Here is a 16155-nt window from a genome sequence, read left to right as displayed (position 1 = left end):
AACAGCAACATGCAAGCCCTTCGCCATTTTTTGCTGGCCGTACAGTTCTTCACCCGCATCCCTATCACAGGCCGCCTGGCGAACTGGGTGGGCTACAGCCCCGAAATGCTGCGCGCCAGCGCAGGGCATTTTCCCGGTGTAGGCTGGATCGTGGGCCTGGTGGCAGCGGGCATCCTGGCCGCCTTTGACCAGTTGCTGCCTGCTGGCAACACCTACAGCCCCCTGGTTGCCGCCATTTTCAGCACCCTGGCGACCGTGCTGCTGACCGGCTGCTTCCATGAAGATGGCCTGACTGATGTGGTGGACGGCCTGGGCGGCAGCCATGATCGCGAACGCGCGCTGGACATCATGAAAGACTCGCGCATTGGTGCCTATGGCGCCATGGCCATGTTGCTGGCTGTACTGAGCAAAGTGGCGCTGCTGGCCTTGCTGACCAGCCACAGCCTGAGCCTTGCAATGGCCGCGCTCATCGGCGCCCACGTCATTGCACGGCTGTGGCCCATGCTGGTAGTCCGCAGCCTGCCGCATGTAGGCGACACCGCCAAATCCAAAAGCAAGCCGCTGGCCGAATTCATCACCCGCAAGGGTCTGGTGAGTTGCATGCTGTGGGCGCTGCCTTCTGCAGTGCTGGTTGCCTGGTGGCAAGGCCTGCCCGCCCTGCTACCTGCATTGGCTTTGAGCGCCGCCGCCGCGCTATGGATGCGCCAGTGGTTCCATCGCCGCCTGCAAGGCTTTACCGGCGATGGGTTGGGAGCGATCGAGCAGGTGAGCGAGATTGGCTTTTATCTCGGGGTTGCGCTCTCGATTCGGCTTTCTTTCTAGTACTAAGTCTCTGCTCCAATGACAAAGGCCAAGCGGCAATGCGCTTGGCCTTTGTCATTGGAGCATACATGCGCACCGTCAATCTACCGGATTCACCTCCCGCCAATTGATCAGTTTTACCGCACTGCCTGTAGCGGATTTCAGCTTGAGTTGAACCACATTGCCTGCAGCGTCTCCAGCCAGCCCGGTGGTCTCACCATCTTTGCTGATGACCGTATTGTCCGTTGGTATAGCACTGAGGCTCAAACTCTCCACCACGTTATTGGGATTGTTAGGATCTTGCAGTACCGAGCTGCCATTTGAAAAGTCCACCCCATATGCCCTGCCTGAGCCTGATGAGCTACAGCCGTCGCCGCCATTGGTCAAGGTCGATGTAAACACCGCAATTCCATTGGCCGCTGCAGCAGTAAGTACCGTGCGCCAAGCAGTGCCGTCGGTGGTTCCCAAGTTGTAGAACCAGCCACGCGCGGTGGTCGGCATGGTTGCTACAGGAGAGGTCAGCGAGGTGCGTTCAACCAGATCGCTGCGATGCAAGGTCGAGGTCACGGCAGTATTGAATTTTTTACCATCGCCATCGGTCACTGCATAGAAGCTTTGGACCTGCGACATTGCCATATCCGAACCATCGAGCAATTTTCCGGTACCGAACAACACCACGCGCTCCAATGTCCTGGGGTGAACCTCTGGGATCGGAGCTACGGTGATGGGCTGAGCGCCGCCGCTTGGCGAAGCCGTCTGAAACAGCAGCTGAGGCGAAGGGTACGTGCTTGAGCCCGAAGCAGTCAAATCAAAGCGCCAGAGTTGGCCATTCAAATCACCTGCATAAACAGCATCTGCCGTTCCATCCGTGTAGGCGCCGATGAACGCAGAAGCCTGGGCCATGCCAGGCGCTGCAGCACCTGTACTGATGGTGTCCAGCAGTGCGCCAGTTGCCGGATTCACCAGGAACAGGTAGCCGTTCCCATCGTCATTGTTGTAGCCAGAGGTCAAAATCAACGTCCAGCCGTACTTTGCGGTCTTGACCATCACAGGCGCGCCATAGCTATAGCCCAGGTGTTCAAAACCCATCGTGGTATTGCTGATTTCCCACAGCACCTTGCCGGCGGCACTTGCCTCAGTAGTGAAATCTCCAGGGTTGGTGATATCAATCGCGTAAAAGCCTTTTCCACCTTTGCCAAGACCGCCCACTGCCAATGTCTTCCAGGTAGGCGCAATCAGCGTGCTGCCTTGCGTTTTTTGAAAATCCACATCGAACACCTGGGGGGTGGCATCGACATAAAAACGGTGCTCATAGTTCGGATTACCAATAGCCGCCAAGCCATTGATATTGGCATCAGTGACATTGGTACCGTCTGGCCCATAAAAAGTCAGACCGGGGATATAGGCGAACACCTCTTTACCTGCATCTGCTCCAGTGGCGCTGCCATTCAAAGCATGCAGCATGCCGTCATTGGCACCAAACAACACCAAAGGCGTGCGCGATGCATTAGCTGTCTTGTATGCTGCATAGCCTGGATTGCTCGCATCCAGATACTGCATTTTGGGTGTCGCAGACAAGGTAATTTTCGAATCCACGATATCGCCCAACGGCGCAGTACGGGTGCGATACACATGCGTACCTGAGGAGGCTCCCACTTCATTAGACTTATCACCCCGCAGATAATTCAGATAGTTGCTAGAGTCATCACCTGCCACAGCCGTAGTATCCAGCGCAGTCTTCAGACCCGATGACAAGCTGCCAATGCGGAATGGGACGGCCTTGTTCACCGCCTTGTCCCAGGTGATCACAACCCGGCTGGTATTCCAACCGTCACTGCTGAACTGCGCCGCCAATGTTGTATCCGTAGACCACAATCCCGTCTGCGTTGTTCCAGTCGCTCCGACCACCAAGGTAGAGGCGCCTACAGTACCCGACCATGATTCGCTACCATAACTCGCAGCGTAAGACGTAGTACCGCCTGCCGAAACCACATTGGAAGACGGCATCACAGCAGTGGTGTATGCATTGACCGCTGCGGCAATGCTGCTGAATGCCTGATTCAAGCCAGCAATCATCTGACTCGCCTTGCCTGCCAAGTAATAGTTGCTCGGGCGCTTTTCACTGGTGCCATTCATGTTGATGATTTCGCCATCGGTCCACTGACTATCAATCAAGCTCGGCAAGCCTACAGGTGTCGCGGGGTCGTAGTTGTTGCTTGCCGGCACAGTAAATCCACCATACTTGGCAGCCAGCCAGTACGGGTTTCTATCTTGAGTGAGCTGACCCTCCATCACGTCCAGCCAATAAGTGGAAACGGTTTGTTTCCCAGGCAGATCCGGACGCATATCTTTGACATGGTTACCGTATGCCAAACCTGCCATATATTCCGAGCCAGGACTGCTCCCCCAACGCCCACCTCTGGACAACCCCTCAGCCGTTTCCACCAGTGAGGTCCATGCTGCCGATTTATTCAGCGTATCTGCTGCAACCGCAGCAGGCTTTGAGGGGCCTTGTGAATCCGTGAGCGTTCCACCTCCGGTATTGCTATCAAAGTGCGTATTTACGTCACCGATACCTAAGATAAAGTTCTTTTGGCAAGATTGGGTGATGGGATCAGTCCAGTTGGTTGCAACGGGAAAGCCATCAAGGTAGCCCGTTGCATTGTTGGTCCATTCTGGAACATTGCCTTGGTTTTGAAGATACCGAATCGCCGCGTAATACAGTTCACTGACGTTGTCGTAAGTTTCATACGCGCGTCCAAAATTGCCAAATTTGTTCAAGTAGTTCATGGCTCCAGACTGCTTGATACTATCGGTAAAAGTGGCGGTAGTGGATGCCGCCAAAGCACTGTCTGGATTGGTTGCCATGATGCCGGTACTTGCGCTCCACTCAGCGACCGGGTTACTCGCCGGGACAGAGCCTATAGTCGGATAGGTAGGGCCGATATAGCCCATTTTGGCGCGTAGCACTCCGCCATCGCGTACATTACCGCCTTGCATCAAATAGCCAAACACACTGTAGCGAATCTTGTTGGAGTACTTTTGCATCAAGCCTTCTGGCTTGTAATCAGTGCCATACTTTACGCAATTGCTTTCCAGGCCACCTGCGGCAGGCGATGGATCACAGGCTCGAACCCGCACTTGCACAAAGTAAGTGGTTGAAACGATGGTTGTGGGAGTCCCATGCTCGATTGCAACACCAGCATTTGGATTTGACCCATCCTTCGTAAACAACATACGCACACCTTGGCCAAAAATAGCAGTATTCAACTGCGCACCAAATGGTGAAACTTTGGCCACACTACCCACAGGTAGATTATTGGTACCAGGACTCGAAGTTCCGCGATTGGGAAAGTTTCCAGCGCTTCCTTGGTTCGAAGCAAAGCCCTTTTGCAGAATCGTCATGCCTTGTATGTCGGTTGCCCGGTAGCCACCAGTCAATGCCCATCGGAAAGGGTCAATAGTCGGCATGGTGGCCCAGTTCATGAAGTTACCACTCCACTTACCCGTGCATTCGTGGGCCGCATTCGCCTTGCCTGCCGGCTGAAAATAGCTGTTGCTGGAAGCAATGCCATCTGGCGGCGGATTGGCATCGTACACGTAGTTGTAGCACTTCTCTGGATCAAAGTAGCCATAGTAGATACTTGTACCAGAATAGGCCCCCAGATTGGCAACGCTGAGTGCCGTTGGAAACTCAACCGACAGCGGCAATGTCAAATTGCCAGGAACACTGGATCCGGAAAAAATTGGAACGTCGGACAAGGCGACCGAGCTGACACTGGCATGCACGGGCATCATGGTCACAATTGCCAATGCACCCATCCAGGTGACATGCTGCAACAGGCCTTTTATTCGAATCATGGGTACTCCCTCCCTTTATTCATTGTTTCGTTCATTAATGGGGGTTGAGAAACGTGCTCTGGAGATAGGTCTCGGTGCCTCGTGGCCCCTTCACGCGCACGGAAATCCGGTAGATGGGGGAAAAATTCTGTGGCAGATTCATGCCCTGTTGCGTGCTGCTACCCCCCTGGGTGTTACTGTCCGGGTTGAACACGCAATGGGTCTTCCCCAGAATCAGGGCATTGCCCGGCTGATCGCACAAACGCTCAATCAGATAGCGGATGGTGGTATTGCTTTCGGCATCCACGATGTCGTTACCGCTGGTACCAAAGCTGGAAAACAGACCGTCATCGATCAGCGCCTTGGGTATTCCCTGCACATTGCCAGGCAAGGCGGTTGCGCTGTAATTGACGCTCGTATTGCTGGCAGCAAGACTGGCGCCATCGCCCAGAGCGCCTCCTGAGCGAAACAAGGCATACACTCGCACATTCACAAGCTCTGCACGAGCCACGGAATCCTGCTTGAACGCCAGATTTCCACTAGAAAACAGTCCCATCTGGTTGGAACGCATGATGGCCACTGCTGCAACCAACAAAATGACCAATGCGATCAGCGTCAGAAATAGCGAAAACCCTTTCTGCCGAATCGCCAGAGAACCCGATAAAGGATGGCGAGAGGTGCTCCGCCACAAAGCAGGCGCTCTGAGCGCACTGTTGAAAATATTAGAAGCCTTCATCACTGGACGAGCAAATTGTTGCGCAAGGGAATAATGCTTTCGGTCACCTTGAAACGATCAGCCCGTTGCGCTGAGGTCAAGGTAATCGTCTGCTTGAGCGTTCCCAAATCCTCAAATGCGTAAAGCGTTGCCGGGCTGATACCGGCCTGCTTGACACCATGGGAGTGGGTGACGACCGCCACGCGAATCGCCAGGATCTGATTGATCTTTGAAGAGGCGGCCTTGAGGTCTGCTACGGTCCATCCCGCTGCATCCGGACTCACCCAGGCGTCGACCTTTCCGTCTTTATCGGTATCGACGCCATACACAGCAAACAGGTGAGAAACATCTTCCGCAATCGTGTCCACTGCCGAGCCGGACAACTGCAATACATCGTATTGGTAAAGTGCATCGCCGCTGCCTACCCCAAAAAGCCTTGCCATTGGGTAGCCACCGGTACTGTTACCCAATGCGGCCATATAAGCTGCCTTGGAGTCCACAATTGCCTGCACAGGCGTTGCCTGGGACGCTGCGTAGTAAGCCCCTCCCAGAACCACAGTAGCCGAAGCGCTTGCGGTGGTATCGATTTGGGAGACGTAGCAATCGGATTGCCCACTGGCGGCAACCAGAACCAAGTCCTTGGGAGTCAGGTCGATGACATTATTGAAGGCCAAGGTAGGCACGGCAGAGCCGGCTGGCAGTACAGCGCGAGGCACATCAGCCGCTGCGCCATGCGCTGCCATGACAAAAAGAACATCCGAGCCATTGGCGCCCACACCCTTCTCTACTAACACCGGCGCTGCAAGAGGTGCTTTCAAACTGCTTACACCCGCAAATGGAGCGGCCAGGCTCGCTGCGGGCAGCAGTGTCGTGCTTCCTTTGCCAGCATGCAGCGTGCAGCCCAGCATGCCAAGCGCAGAAGTGTTGTAGAAACCGGAGCCCGCGCTGCGGATGAACTTGTCTAGCTGAGCCATGGCATAGGTACCAGCCTGGTCGCGTTCACCCACCGAGGCCGATACCTTTTGCTGACGCAAGGTAACTGCAATCACCGTCGTCACAGCCAAGGCCAGCAACAAGCCAACGGTGAGCGCCACCATCAGCTCAATCAAGGTCATGCCATGCTGCAAGTGAGCACGCTTGCCTGTTAATGATGGAGTGTAATAACTCATTGGGCTAACACCACTTGGGTTTGAAACCGGCTTTTTGGGGGAGGCGGTGTTGTTGCATGCGCAGGAGCCAGCCATGTCACCACGATCTTTGCATTGCTTCCTGTGGTGACTTGCGTCACCTCCGCCTCTCCATTGGGCAACTCCGCGGCAACAAGATCCTTCCAGGCAGTGAGATTGGCTGCACTCAGGTCAGTGGTCCTGCCGATCTGCATCTGGCTGGACAGCTGGTTGGCGAGCCTTGCTGCGATATCGCGGTCTTGCGCGTCGGTGCCGGCCTGTATGGCTCGCGCCTGCATGCCCATCAGACCGATCACCCCCAGCGAAAAAATCAGCAGGGAAATCAAAACTTCGATCAACATGAAGCCGCGGCTGGCCCTTTTATTGCGTACAGGATATGAACACATAGAAGCAATCAAGAACAGGTAAAGACACCGCCACCGCCCACAGTACCCAGGCAACTGGTGATTTTTCCTGCAGGGGAGACGCTGATTTGCCAACGCTTGGTACCACGCGACGGCTGGACTAAGAATTGAGCACCAGGAGATGTGCTGCTGGCGGTGTTGACCGCACAATCAGCGCCGGTCACACCCGTTGCGCTATTCGCCTTGATGGAGCCATCTGGCATAAAGCACATGGCAGTGGTACTTGCATCCACAACGACATCGCCAGTGCCTTCGCTATAGCCACCCACACTGACCACTTCGGGCGTAACGCTGCTGGGCGCATCCGCCAGCGGCAACACCACGGTTGCCCAGGATTTGCCATTGATAGCCCCTGTCAGCGAAGTACTGGGCATGGAACTGTCAGTGAAGGTGAACAGCACCTGGCGACTGCGGCGCAATGCTTCGGATTGCGCCGTTTTGACAGCTGATACCAACTCCATGGTTTTGCCGCTGGCGCGGTTCTCTGCCATGAAGACCTGGAACGATGGGAGCGCTATGGCTGTCAAGACAGCCATCACTGCCAGAGTCACCATCAACTCCACCATGGTGAAGCCCAAAGACCGAGACGCGCTGCGGGCAGAATGCGAAATAGTCAGCATGTCTGCCCCTTGCGCATCATCCAGCCGTTAGCCTTATTGCAAGTGCTGTAGCCAGAGCCTGCAGCTGTCGTGTGGCGCTCGTTAAGAGAGTTGATCGTATAAGTGAAACCCGCTACCGGCCCCTTCCCCACGGCCTGAGCTGTGTATTTGCTATTCGTCAGCTCATCAGGACAGCTGATATCAAAGTACTGCAGCGAGCGCGTACTCGCGCATGGCGATGTGACGCTTGCAGTGCTCGCATAGGTGCGGTTGTCCTGATAGTAGCGCTCCAAATCCATGCGCATGGTATCGAGCCCGCTGGTCCCTTCCGGAAGCCTGCCGCGCAACACATAGTCGCTGTAACTTGGCAGTGCTATCGCTGCCAGAATTCCAATGATTGCGACCACAATCATGACCTCAATCAACGTGAATCCACCTGCTTTCCCAGGCGATTTTTTTGCTTTCTTAGGATGCCTATTCACAAGCCCTCCCTCCCTTCAAAACTAGAAATTTTTGTTTTATTATTTATAAACAATCAAAATATCTCAATCAATAAACTTTACCTAATAAACACATAAGAACGTCTGAAGCCTGCTTCTATGAGGCTTTCGATTCACACTCCTAGAGAGGCGAAAGATCTTTTATGCAACGGATGGCGAAATGGTCAACAATCGCCAGTTGTCGCAAAACCACCAAACATCTGTTAGCAAAAGATCACGTCCCATCAGGACGCTTTCACTTCTCTCGCTATACATATGCATCAGGATCGAGTACTGCAACCGTCTCAAGACTCCCCCCCTCCGTCCCTGTGGCTGCAACGCCATGCCCAGCCCATCGTTGCTCCTGGGGTTTGTTATGGACGCAGCAATCTGGCGGCTGACGACAAGGCCACGGCGGCCGCTGCCGCTGCCTTGCAGCGAGCCTGGCAGGAAGAGGGACTGGCGCCGGGCGAAATATGGCATTCGCCGCTACAAAGATGTGAGCAACTTGCGCTTTCTCTTCAAGCACTTGACTCTGCTTTCACACTGAAACCCGATCCCGATCTGGTCGAAATGGATTTTGGCGACTGGGAAGGCCTGCGCTGGGATGCCATCGCGCGCGCCGAGATGGACGCCTGGACTGCCGATTTCTGGAGCCACGCGCCCGGCGGGGGCGAATCGCTGGCTGCGATGATGGCTCGCGTGGGCCGTGCTTTGGCCGCTGCACGCGTGCAGTCGCAGGCAACAGGCCAGCCCGTGCTGTGGCTGGCCCATGCCGGGGTGGCGCAATGTGCGCACTGGCTCATTACGCGTGGCGAGCGCCAGCCCACCGCCAAGGACTGGCCTTCGGTCAAGCTGGGTTATGGCGAATGGATTCGGTTACCGCTTCGCTGAGCCATTGCAGCCCACATCCAGCCAATTCGCCTTGACTGAGGCCTGGCAAGCTGTCAGTACGACCGCAGCACAATGCCCCAGCGTCCTTCATGCTGCACGGCAACCCACAGATTGCGATAGCGGCTCAACTTGGTATCATCCGCACCACGGCGGGTGTAATCCACCACGAAGTGCACCTTGTCCGCACTGGCGAGCACCGGAGAAATGGCCTCGTAGCGGGTGTGCGTCCAGCCAGTGGCACGCAAGAGCGCAAAGAAATCCGGTGGATGGCTCCCCGGCTTCTGCCACACCAGCAATTGCGTTCCGGACCACATCTGGTGCGGAAAATGAAGGCATGCGTCCATGCCCGGCAGATCCTGCTGGTTGAAAGCATCGGTAAACCGCTCAAGACATTGTGTCGCCTGCGCGATGGCAGTGGCAATATCGCCCTCCTGCCGGGGCTGGCCAATCAGCGCATCCGCAATGCAGCCCATGGCTCTGGTCAGCGATCGCGCAGCACGCCGGTGCTGTGGTCCACATTGGCTTGCTGCGCGGCTGCTGCCGGTGCGGCCGAAGGCTGTGGCTCAGCGCCTATACCCTTGATGGTTGGCAACTCGATGGTGACTGCAGCGGGGCCATCGACGTCAGCGCCTAAGCTCACGGCACGAGGGGCATCACTGTGCAGCGACTGGAGCACAAGACCATCGGCCACCGTGCTGCCTACGCGAAACACCTTGGCCGGCTGGTCGTCCACTGCGATCACGGCGGCTCCGCCGCCGCTGTTTTTGCCAGCCATGACCCCCAGCAAGCGCCAGCGTGTGGGAGCCGCGGGTGCGACAACAGGCGCACCGTCCAGCACGCCCAGCACGCGTGCCATGGCAGCGCCGCTGGCCTGTATGGGCGCGGTGCCACCTGCCTGGGGTACCGCAGACACCTGGCGCGGCGCCGAGAGCGTCAGCCCCCAGAACACTGCCAATGCAGCGGCGCCAGCCCACAAAAGGCCGGCGGCGAGCCGAGGAGACCAGGGGTTGCGCGAGAGTGTCACCATTCGCAGATTATGATGCACGCAGATGTCATTTCCGAAACTTTGCCCAGAGAGCATGATGTTTTCTACCCGCCTGCTGCCGGCTGTGCGCCGCGCCTCAGCCCACGTTCAGCGTGGCTTTACCTTGATCGAGCTGATGGTGGTGCTGGTCATCATCGGAGTGCTGGCCGCACTGATCGTACCCAATGTGATCGGCGCCGCCGACGAAGCACGGGTCACCGCCGCCCGCACCGATGTGACCAACATCATGGGCGCTCTGAAGCGCTATCGGCTGGACAACCAACGCTATCCCACCGCAGAGCAAGGGCTGGCTGCACTCATCAACCGCCCTGCCAGCGGCCCGCAGCCCATGAACTGGAAGCCCTATCTGGAAAAGCTGCCCAAGGACCCCTGGGGCAACCCATACCAGTACCTGAACCCTGGCGTGAAGGGCGAAGTCGATGTAATGAGCTTTGGCGCAGATGGCCAATCGGGCGGCGATGGCAACAATGCCGACATCGGCAGCTGGCAGTAAGTCGGCAGGAACGTGTTGGCAGCCATGGGCACCCGCAACGTTTTCGAACTTATTTCGGCTGCTGGCATGCATCCATATTGCGGATGATCATCAAAAACCATAGCAAATCAATGCACGAACTCCACCAAGGCTTTACGCTGGTGGAGCTTCTGGTCGTGATCGCACTGATGGCACTGGTGAGCATCGGCGTCGTGTTTGCCATGGGAGACAACAATCAGGACCAGTTACAGCGCGAAGGCCAGCGTTTGGCCGCACAGCTGGAGGCAGCGCGCGCGCAATCTCGCGCCAGCGGTCAGCCTGCACGCTGGCGTGCGGACAGCAATGGTTTTGTGATTGAAGGCCTGCAGGGCGGCACGCGCCGGGTGGCATGGCTGCAGCCGCCGGTTGCGGCGCGCACCGGGGGCGACATCATCCTGGGCCCCGAGCCGCTGATTGGCCCGCAAGCCATTGCCATTGCACATTCCAGCCGAAGTGCCAGCACGGTACTCGTGGCGACCGACGGCGTGCGCCCGTTTGCGCTGCAAGGCCAATAGGACTGCAGGCCATGGGACATCACACGCGCAGCCTGCATGGGCATAGCCAGGGCTTCACCCTGATCGAGGTTCTGGTGGCGCTCGCCATCGTTGCCATTGCACTGCTGGCTGGTGGCAAGGCCATGAACGCCCTCACGCAAACCGCAGGGCGCCAAAGCGATGTGATGCTGGCCCAGCTGTGTGCCGAGAACCAATTGGCCGCAGCGCGCCTGTCACAGCAGCTGCCGGGCCTGGGCACCAGCAGCGTGGCCTGTGAACAGGCCGGCCGCGTTTTTGACGTACGCGTGGGCGTGTTTCCCACTCCCAACCCGGATTTCCGGCGCATCGACGCGCATGTGTTTGACGGCGCCACCCCACTGCTGCGCCTGACGACGATCGTGGGCAGATACTGAGATGTGCCCTGCCCTGAATCACTTCACGCCCCCCCCTCAGGGGAGAGATGACGTTCACCAGGCCAGCCCGCGCTGCGGGGCGGCCCCGGCTGGCTATGCAGCGCTAAAGCCGAGCAAAATTGCCGGTGGCTCCCAAGGTTTCACGCTGATCGAGCTATTGATCGCCATTGCCATTCTGGCCGTGATGACGGTGGCCAGTTGGCGCGGCATCGATGGCATGGTGCGCGCACAGGAGCAGGCCAGGGTCTACAGCGAAGAAGTGATGGTGGCGCAGGCAGCGCTGGCGCAGTGGAATACGGATTTGAACGCGATCGAGCGCGTGGGCGCCACCATCCCCATCGAATGGAATGGCCGGGTATTGCGCATCACCCGCCGCAGCAGCGACATCAACGAGCAAGGGCTGCGCGTGGTGGGCTGGGCGTTGCGCAATGTGCAGGGCCGCTCCCATTGGGTGCGCTGGCAGTCGCACCCGCTGCGCAATGCGCAGGAATGGCAGCAGGCCTGGGAGATGGCCAACCACGCCGTGACCAATGGCGCCATCGATGGCAATGCAGGCAACAACGGCGACGGCATTCCGCAGACCACTGTTCTGATGCCGGTGCGCGGGTGGCAGTTGCTGTATTTTCGCGGCAACAGCTGGAGCAATCCGCTGTCGAGCAGCGCCACCGATACCCGAGCCGACCCGAACAACCCCACCGACACGCCCCTGCCCGATGGCGTGCGCCTGAGCCTGGAGCTGCCCGCACCCGGAGCCCTGTCCGGCACCATCACATCCGATTGGGTGAACCCCATTCTGGGGGGCAACAAATCATGAGCCATGGTACCCGCCTGGGTCAGCGCGGCGCCGCCCTGCTGGCAGCCATGCTCACCGTCACCCTGGTAGCCACCATTGCGGCCAGCGCCGTGTGGCAGCAATGGCGAAATCTTGAGGTGGAGGGAGCCGAGCGCATGCGCGTGCAGGCGGCGTGGCTGCTGCTGGGCGGGCTCGACTTTTCGCGCCAGATCCTGCGCCATGACGCGCGTACCAGCGGCGGCACCGACTCGCTGACCGAGCCCTGGTCGGTTCCACTGGCCGAGGCACGCCTGTCCACCTTTCTGCAGGCTACCAACAACCAGACCAATGTGCACGATGCCACCATCGACGCGGCGCAGGCCTTTCTGTCCGGTGCCGTGGTGGATGCGCAGGCACGGCTCAACATACGCAATCTGGTCAGCAGCAATGCCTTGAATCCAACAGCCCGGCGCCAGTTCGAGCGCCTGTTCGAGCGCCTGGGCCTGCCCAGCGCTGAGCTGACCGTGCTGAGCCAGCAAGCCTTGGCCGCATTGCGCAGCGAAGACAAGGCCGCCAATGCCCCACTCCTGCCCCGCACCTACAAAGAACTGGCCTGGTGGGGCTTGTCACCCGCCACGCTGGCAGCGCTGGAGCCCTATGTGACGCTTCTGCCGCAAACCTCGCTGGTCAATATCAATACGGCGTCGCCCACGGTCATCTGGGCAGCAGTCGATGGCCTGGACTTTGCCACGGCCCAGCAGATCACTCAGATGCGCACAACCAAGGCATTTGAAAACACCACAGACATCAAGCAACGCTTTCCCAACAACCAGGCACTGTCAGCGGCGATTGGCCTGCTCGATGTGAGAACCGCCTACTTTGAAGTCTGGGCGCGTCTACGCTTTGATGACCTGGTGGTACAGGAGAAATCGCTGGTCTACCGCCAGGGCCTGTCCGTGTCGACCGTGGTGCGCGAGCGCGGAGCAGCCATGCCCGCCTCTTTGTTGGCAGAAGGCAGCTCGGCTTTTCCGGGAGGGCAGTGACGGCGCGCTCTCCTTGTAACAACAGCGACCACGCTTGCTGCCCCCATCAACCAGAGAATATCTGACGCTATAAAAACAAGAGCAACATCCATTTTCCGGACTTGAATTTCTCATACATTTCGTTCAAAGCCCAATCGCAATGCGCGCCAGCCGCTATTACTTTTGAAAACACCTCCCGCTACAAGGCAGCAGCGACGAGATCGCCGTAGAGACAAGCCATGACAAGCGTATTTCAGTTCGGTGAACGCCAGCCCTCTACAATGCAGCGCACAACACGCTCATGAGTACATTACTGATTTCATTGCCGATGGCCAATGGCCCGGACACAGGCACCCTGGGAGCTGGTACAGCCCCCAGCTACAGCTATGCCCTGTCGCCGGACGGCGAGGCCATCAGCCAGCAAGGCAACACCACCGCCGGACTCTTGCCCCAACCCGGCCGCACGGGTGAGGTGGTGGCCGTGGTACCGGCGGCCATGCTGTCGTGGCAACGTGCGCCCCTGCCGCAGGGCGTGGGGCCGGGGTCGCCCCGCCTGCGCGCCGTGCTGGAGGGCGTGCTGGAAGAGCACCTGCTCGACGACCCGGCCCAGCTGCACTTTGCACTGCAGCCGGATGCTACCCACATCGCGGCCGGCGAGCCCATATGGATTGCCTGCTGCCCCCGCGCCTGGCTGCGCGAACATCTGCAAAACCTGGAAGCCGCTGGCCGCGCCGTTGCCCGCGTCGTGCCCAGCCATGCGCCCGGGGAACCTTCGCCAGATGGTGCACAACTGCGGATCACCGGCAGCCCCGAGTGGCCGCAAGCCGTGGTGTACGGCACCGGTCCGGATGACGCCGTGCTCGTGCTGCCGCTGTCGCGCGACACCCTGCCGCTGCTGCCCCCCCTGGATGCTGACAGCGCAGTGCATGCCGAGCCTGCTGTGGCCGGCACGGCTGAGCAACTGTTGCAGCGCCCGGTACGCCTGTACTCCCCAGCCCAATCCATGTTGGATGCTGCGCGCAGCGACTGGGACCTGGCCCAGCTGGAATTTGCCAACAGTGGCCGTAACCGCCTGCAGCGCCGCCTGGGCAGCGGGCTCAACGATGTACTGCATGCCCCTGCCTGGAAACCGGCCCGCTGGGGCGTAGTCGCCCTGGCACTGATTGCCGTGATCGGCGCCAACATCTGGGCTTGGCAGGAGCGCCAGCAACTGCGCGCCAAGGCAGCGCTGGTGCGCAGCACGCTCACCACGACCTTCCCCAAGGTGCAGGTGGTGGTCGATGCCCCTGTGCAGATGGCCCGCGAAGTGGCCAACCTGCGCCAGGCCTCGGGTGGCCTGACAGCGGGTGACGCCGAGCCACTGCTCGCTGCGGCGGGTGAAGCACTTGCCGCACTGCCGGCCAGTGCCATGCCATCGGGCATCGAATACGGCAACGGCGAACTGCGCCTGCGCGGCCTGCCCACCGATGGCTTCGATGCCTTCCGCACCAAGCTGCAAGCCCAGGGCTTGCGCGCCGACATGCAGAACGACCAATGGGTGATCCGCGCGGAGGCCCGGCCATGAGAAACAATGCATCCATGCCTGGCCGCAAATCGGCTTCCACCAATACCGCCTTCGCGCAACTGCGCCAGCGCTGGGTGGCGCTCGATGCCCGCGAGCGCCGTGGCGTATCGCTAGCTGCAGCGGTGGTCCTGATTGCCCTGCTGTGGTGGCTGGCCATTGCCCCCGTGTTGCAGGCCTGGCGCACTGCGCCCGCAGAACACGCACGGCTGGATGCCGACCTTGCCCGCATGCTGTCACTGCAAAGCGAAGCGCGCCAGCTGCAATCGGCCACCACCTTGACGACCGCACAGGCGCGCCAGCAGCTGGAATCCAGCCTCACCCAGCAACTGGGCATGACCGCCAAGCTGTCTGTGCTGGGCGAACGTGTCACTGTCACACTGAGCAATGCATCCGCAGCTTCCACCCAGCGCTGGCTGGGGCAGGTGCGGGCCAATGCCCATGCCATTCCCACCGAACTGCGCCTGACGCGCAGCAATGCAGCCAAGGCAGATGCTGCGCCCACCTGGTCAGGCAGCATCGTGCTGCAACTGCCGGTGCAGGCCGGGCAGTAAGGCGGCACATTTCCATGTCCCAGCTTCGCTCGCACCCGACCATGACTGCCGCCAGGCCCGCACGCGCGCCCTGGCGTTGGGCAGTGGCCGGCGCATGCATGGGCGGCGCGGCGGCGCTGGTGGCATACGCACCCGCCTACTGGCTGGCCCAGGGCCTTGCCTGGGCAACCCAGGACCAGTTGCAACTGCGCGAGCCGCGCGGCACGGTCTGGAACGGATCGGCCCAGTGGGTGCTGACCGGTGGCAAAGCCAGTCGCGACCAGATGGCGCTGCCCGGCCGGGTCGATTGGCAATTGCGCCCCCAGTTCACGGGCCTTGCCATGCGCTGGAATGCGGACTGCTGCATGGCAACGCCGCTGCCCATCCATATCCAACCCCATTGGGGTGGCGCCACCATCACACTGGCATCGCACGAAAGCCGCTGGCCTGCTGCCCTGCTGGCAGGCCTGGGCACACCGTGGAACACCATCCAGGCCCAGGGACAGTTGCTGCTCAAAACGCGTGATCTTTCGCTGGCACTGAATGCAGGGCGCCTGCAGGTGCAAGGCGGCGCCGAGCTGGATGCCATGGCCGTTACATCGCGCCTGTCCACCATCCAGCCTTTGGGCAGCTACCGGGTGCAGGTACAAGGGGGCGACATGACCACCTTGCAGCTGTCTACCCTGGACGGCGCCCTGCAACTGCAGGGCAAGGGCCAATGGATTGGCCAGCGCCTGCGTTTTCAGGGTGAGGCCTGGGCGGCCGAGGGCCGCGAAGCAGCCCTTGCCAATCTCTTGACTATGATTGGGCAGCGCAACGGCAAGCGTGTGCTGCTATCGGTGGGCTAGATGAACGCTCCCCTGAATCGCTTCGTTTTCTCCCCCA

The 16155-nt window shown here is 59.4% G+C and carries 18 protein-coding genes; 10 read left to right on the top strand and 8 right to left on the bottom strand.

Going from position 1 to position 16155, the window contains the following annotated elements; translation table 11 throughout:
• The first annotated feature begins 9 nt into the window (after nucleotides 1-9).
• Nucleotides 10-822, top strand: coding sequence for an adenosylcobinamide-GDP ribazoletransferase (gene cobS, locus ABIE32_RS07150; RefSeq protein WP_429014962.1), 813 nt, complete (start codon nucleotides 10-12; stop codon nucleotides 820-822).
• 78 nt (nucleotides 823-900) lie between these two features.
• On the opposite strand, the gene ABIE32_RS07145 is transcribed toward cobS, so the two are convergent.
• From ABIE32_RS07145 to ABIE32_RS07120, 6 genes are read right to left on the bottom strand one after another with little or no spacing between them, the layout of a single operon-like run.
• A complete protein-coding gene (locus ABIE32_RS07145; protein ID WP_429014961.1) occupies nucleotides 901-4662 on the bottom strand; it encodes a pilus assembly protein in 3762 nt (1253 codons plus the stop codon).
• A 34-nt stretch (nucleotides 4663-4696) separates the two neighbouring features.
• Nucleotides 4697-5377: a pilus assembly PilX family protein gene (locus tag ABIE32_RS07140; RefSeq protein ID WP_429014960.1), complete on the bottom strand. Its 681-nt coding sequence runs from the start codon at nucleotides 5375-5377 to the stop codon at nucleotides 4697-4699.
• On the bottom strand, nucleotides 5377-6525 hold the full coding sequence (locus ABIE32_RS07135) for a PilW family protein (protein WP_429014959.1): 1149 nt from the start codon (nucleotides 6523-6525) through the stop codon (nucleotides 5377-5379). Before ABIE32_RS07135 ends, ABIE32_RS07140 begins: the two co-directional genes overlap by 1 nt.
• Nucleotides 6522-6884, bottom strand: a complete 363-nt coding sequence (locus ABIE32_RS07130; protein WP_429014958.1) for a type IV pilus modification PilV family protein — start codon at nucleotides 6882-6884, stop codon at nucleotides 6522-6524. Before ABIE32_RS07130 ends, ABIE32_RS07135 begins: the two co-directional genes overlap by 4 nt.
• A 53-nt stretch (nucleotides 6885-6937) precedes the next feature.
• Nucleotides 6938-7567, bottom strand: coding sequence for a GspH/FimT family pseudopilin (locus ABIE32_RS07125; protein ID WP_429014957.1), 630 nt, complete (start codon nucleotides 7565-7567; stop codon nucleotides 6938-6940).
• Nucleotides 7561-8028, bottom strand: a complete 468-nt coding sequence (locus tag ABIE32_RS07120; RefSeq protein ID WP_429014955.1) for a type IV pilin protein — start codon at nucleotides 8026-8028, stop codon at nucleotides 7561-7563. The genes ABIE32_RS07125 and ABIE32_RS07120 overlap by 7 nt, the downstream gene beginning before the upstream one ends.
• 273 nt (nucleotides 8029-8301) lie before the next feature.
• Between ABIE32_RS07120 and ABIE32_RS07115 the strand changes: the two genes are divergently transcribed.
• Complete coding sequence (locus tag ABIE32_RS07115) at nucleotides 8302-8919, top strand: histidine phosphatase family protein (RefSeq protein WP_429014953.1); 618 nt, start codon at nucleotides 8302-8304, stop codon at nucleotides 8917-8919.
• 53 nt (nucleotides 8920-8972) lie between these two features.
• On the opposite strand, the gene ABIE32_RS07110 is transcribed toward ABIE32_RS07115, so the two are convergent.
• Together ABIE32_RS07110 and ABIE32_RS07105 are read right to left on the bottom strand one after the other, a co-directional pair.
• The gene (locus ABIE32_RS07110; RefSeq protein WP_429014952.1) at nucleotides 8973-9392 is read right to left on the bottom strand and encodes a hypothetical protein; all 420 of its coding nucleotides are present in this window, start codon (nucleotides 9390-9392) and stop codon (nucleotides 8973-8975) included.
• Nucleotides 9393-9400: 8 nt separating this feature from the next.
• Entirely contained in the window at nucleotides 9401-9946 is a 546-nt protein-coding gene (locus ABIE32_RS07105; protein ID WP_429014950.1) for a type II secretion system protein N, read from the bottom strand.
• Between the two features lie 52 nt (nucleotides 9947-9998).
• Between ABIE32_RS07105 and gspG the strand changes: the two genes are divergently transcribed.
• The 8 genes from gspG to gspN all read left to right on the top strand — a co-directional run bounded on the left by gspG (nucleotide 9999) and on the right by gspN (nucleotide 16118).
• Nucleotides 9999-10457 (top strand): type II secretion system major pseudopilin GspG, encoded by a 459-nt coding sequence (gene gspG / locus ABIE32_RS07100; RefSeq protein WP_224150309.1) that lies wholly within the window; start codon nucleotides 9999-10001, stop codon nucleotides 10455-10457.
• A gap of 110 nt (nucleotides 10458-10567) precedes the next feature.
• Nucleotides 10568-10990, top strand: a complete 423-nt coding sequence (locus ABIE32_RS07095; RefSeq protein WP_429014949.1) for a prepilin-type N-terminal cleavage/methylation domain-containing protein — start codon at nucleotides 10568-10570, stop codon at nucleotides 10988-10990.
• Nucleotides 10991-11001: 11 nt separating this feature from the next.
• Nucleotides 11002-11382: a type II secretion system minor pseudopilin GspI gene (gspI, locus tag ABIE32_RS07090; protein WP_224150311.1), complete on the top strand. Its 381-nt coding sequence runs from the start codon at nucleotides 11002-11004 to the stop codon at nucleotides 11380-11382.
• Nucleotide 11383: 1 nt separating this feature from the next.
• Complete coding sequence (locus ABIE32_RS07085) at nucleotides 11384-12196, top strand: prepilin-type N-terminal cleavage/methylation domain-containing protein (protein WP_429014948.1); 813 nt, start codon at nucleotides 11384-11386, stop codon at nucleotides 12194-12196.
• Nucleotides 12193-13197: a type II secretion system minor pseudopilin GspK gene (gene gspK, locus ABIE32_RS07080; protein ID WP_429014947.1), complete on the top strand. Its 1005-nt coding sequence runs from the start codon at nucleotides 12193-12195 to the stop codon at nucleotides 13195-13197. Before ABIE32_RS07085 ends, gspK begins: the two co-directional genes overlap by 4 nt.
• Nucleotides 13198-13477: 280 nt before the next feature.
• Complete coding sequence (gene gspL / locus ABIE32_RS07075; RefSeq protein WP_429014945.1) at nucleotides 13478-14740, top strand: type II secretion system protein GspL; 1263 nt, start codon at nucleotides 13478-13480, stop codon at nucleotides 14738-14740.
• On the top strand, nucleotides 14737-15291 hold the full coding sequence (gspM, locus tag ABIE32_RS07070; protein ID WP_429014943.1) for a type II secretion system protein GspM: 555 nt from the start codon (nucleotides 14737-14739) through the stop codon (nucleotides 15289-15291). The genes gspL and gspM overlap by 4 nt, the downstream gene beginning before the upstream one ends.
• Before the next feature lie 14 nt (nucleotides 15292-15305).
• Nucleotides 15306-16118, top strand: coding sequence for a type II secretion system protein N (gene gspN / locus ABIE32_RS07065; RefSeq protein WP_429014942.1), 813 nt, complete (start codon nucleotides 15306-15308; stop codon nucleotides 16116-16118).
• The last annotated feature ends 37 nt before the right edge of the window (nucleotides 16119-16155 follow it).

This window comes from Comamonas sp. 4034, assembly GCF_050434545.1.
Taxonomy (GTDB): Bacteria; Pseudomonadota; Gammaproteobacteria; order Burkholderiales; family Burkholderiaceae_C; genus Comamonas; species Comamonas odontotermitis.
The sequence above is the reverse complement of the archived record's forward strand: the minus strand, read 5'-3'. Positions and strand labels throughout refer to the sequence as shown.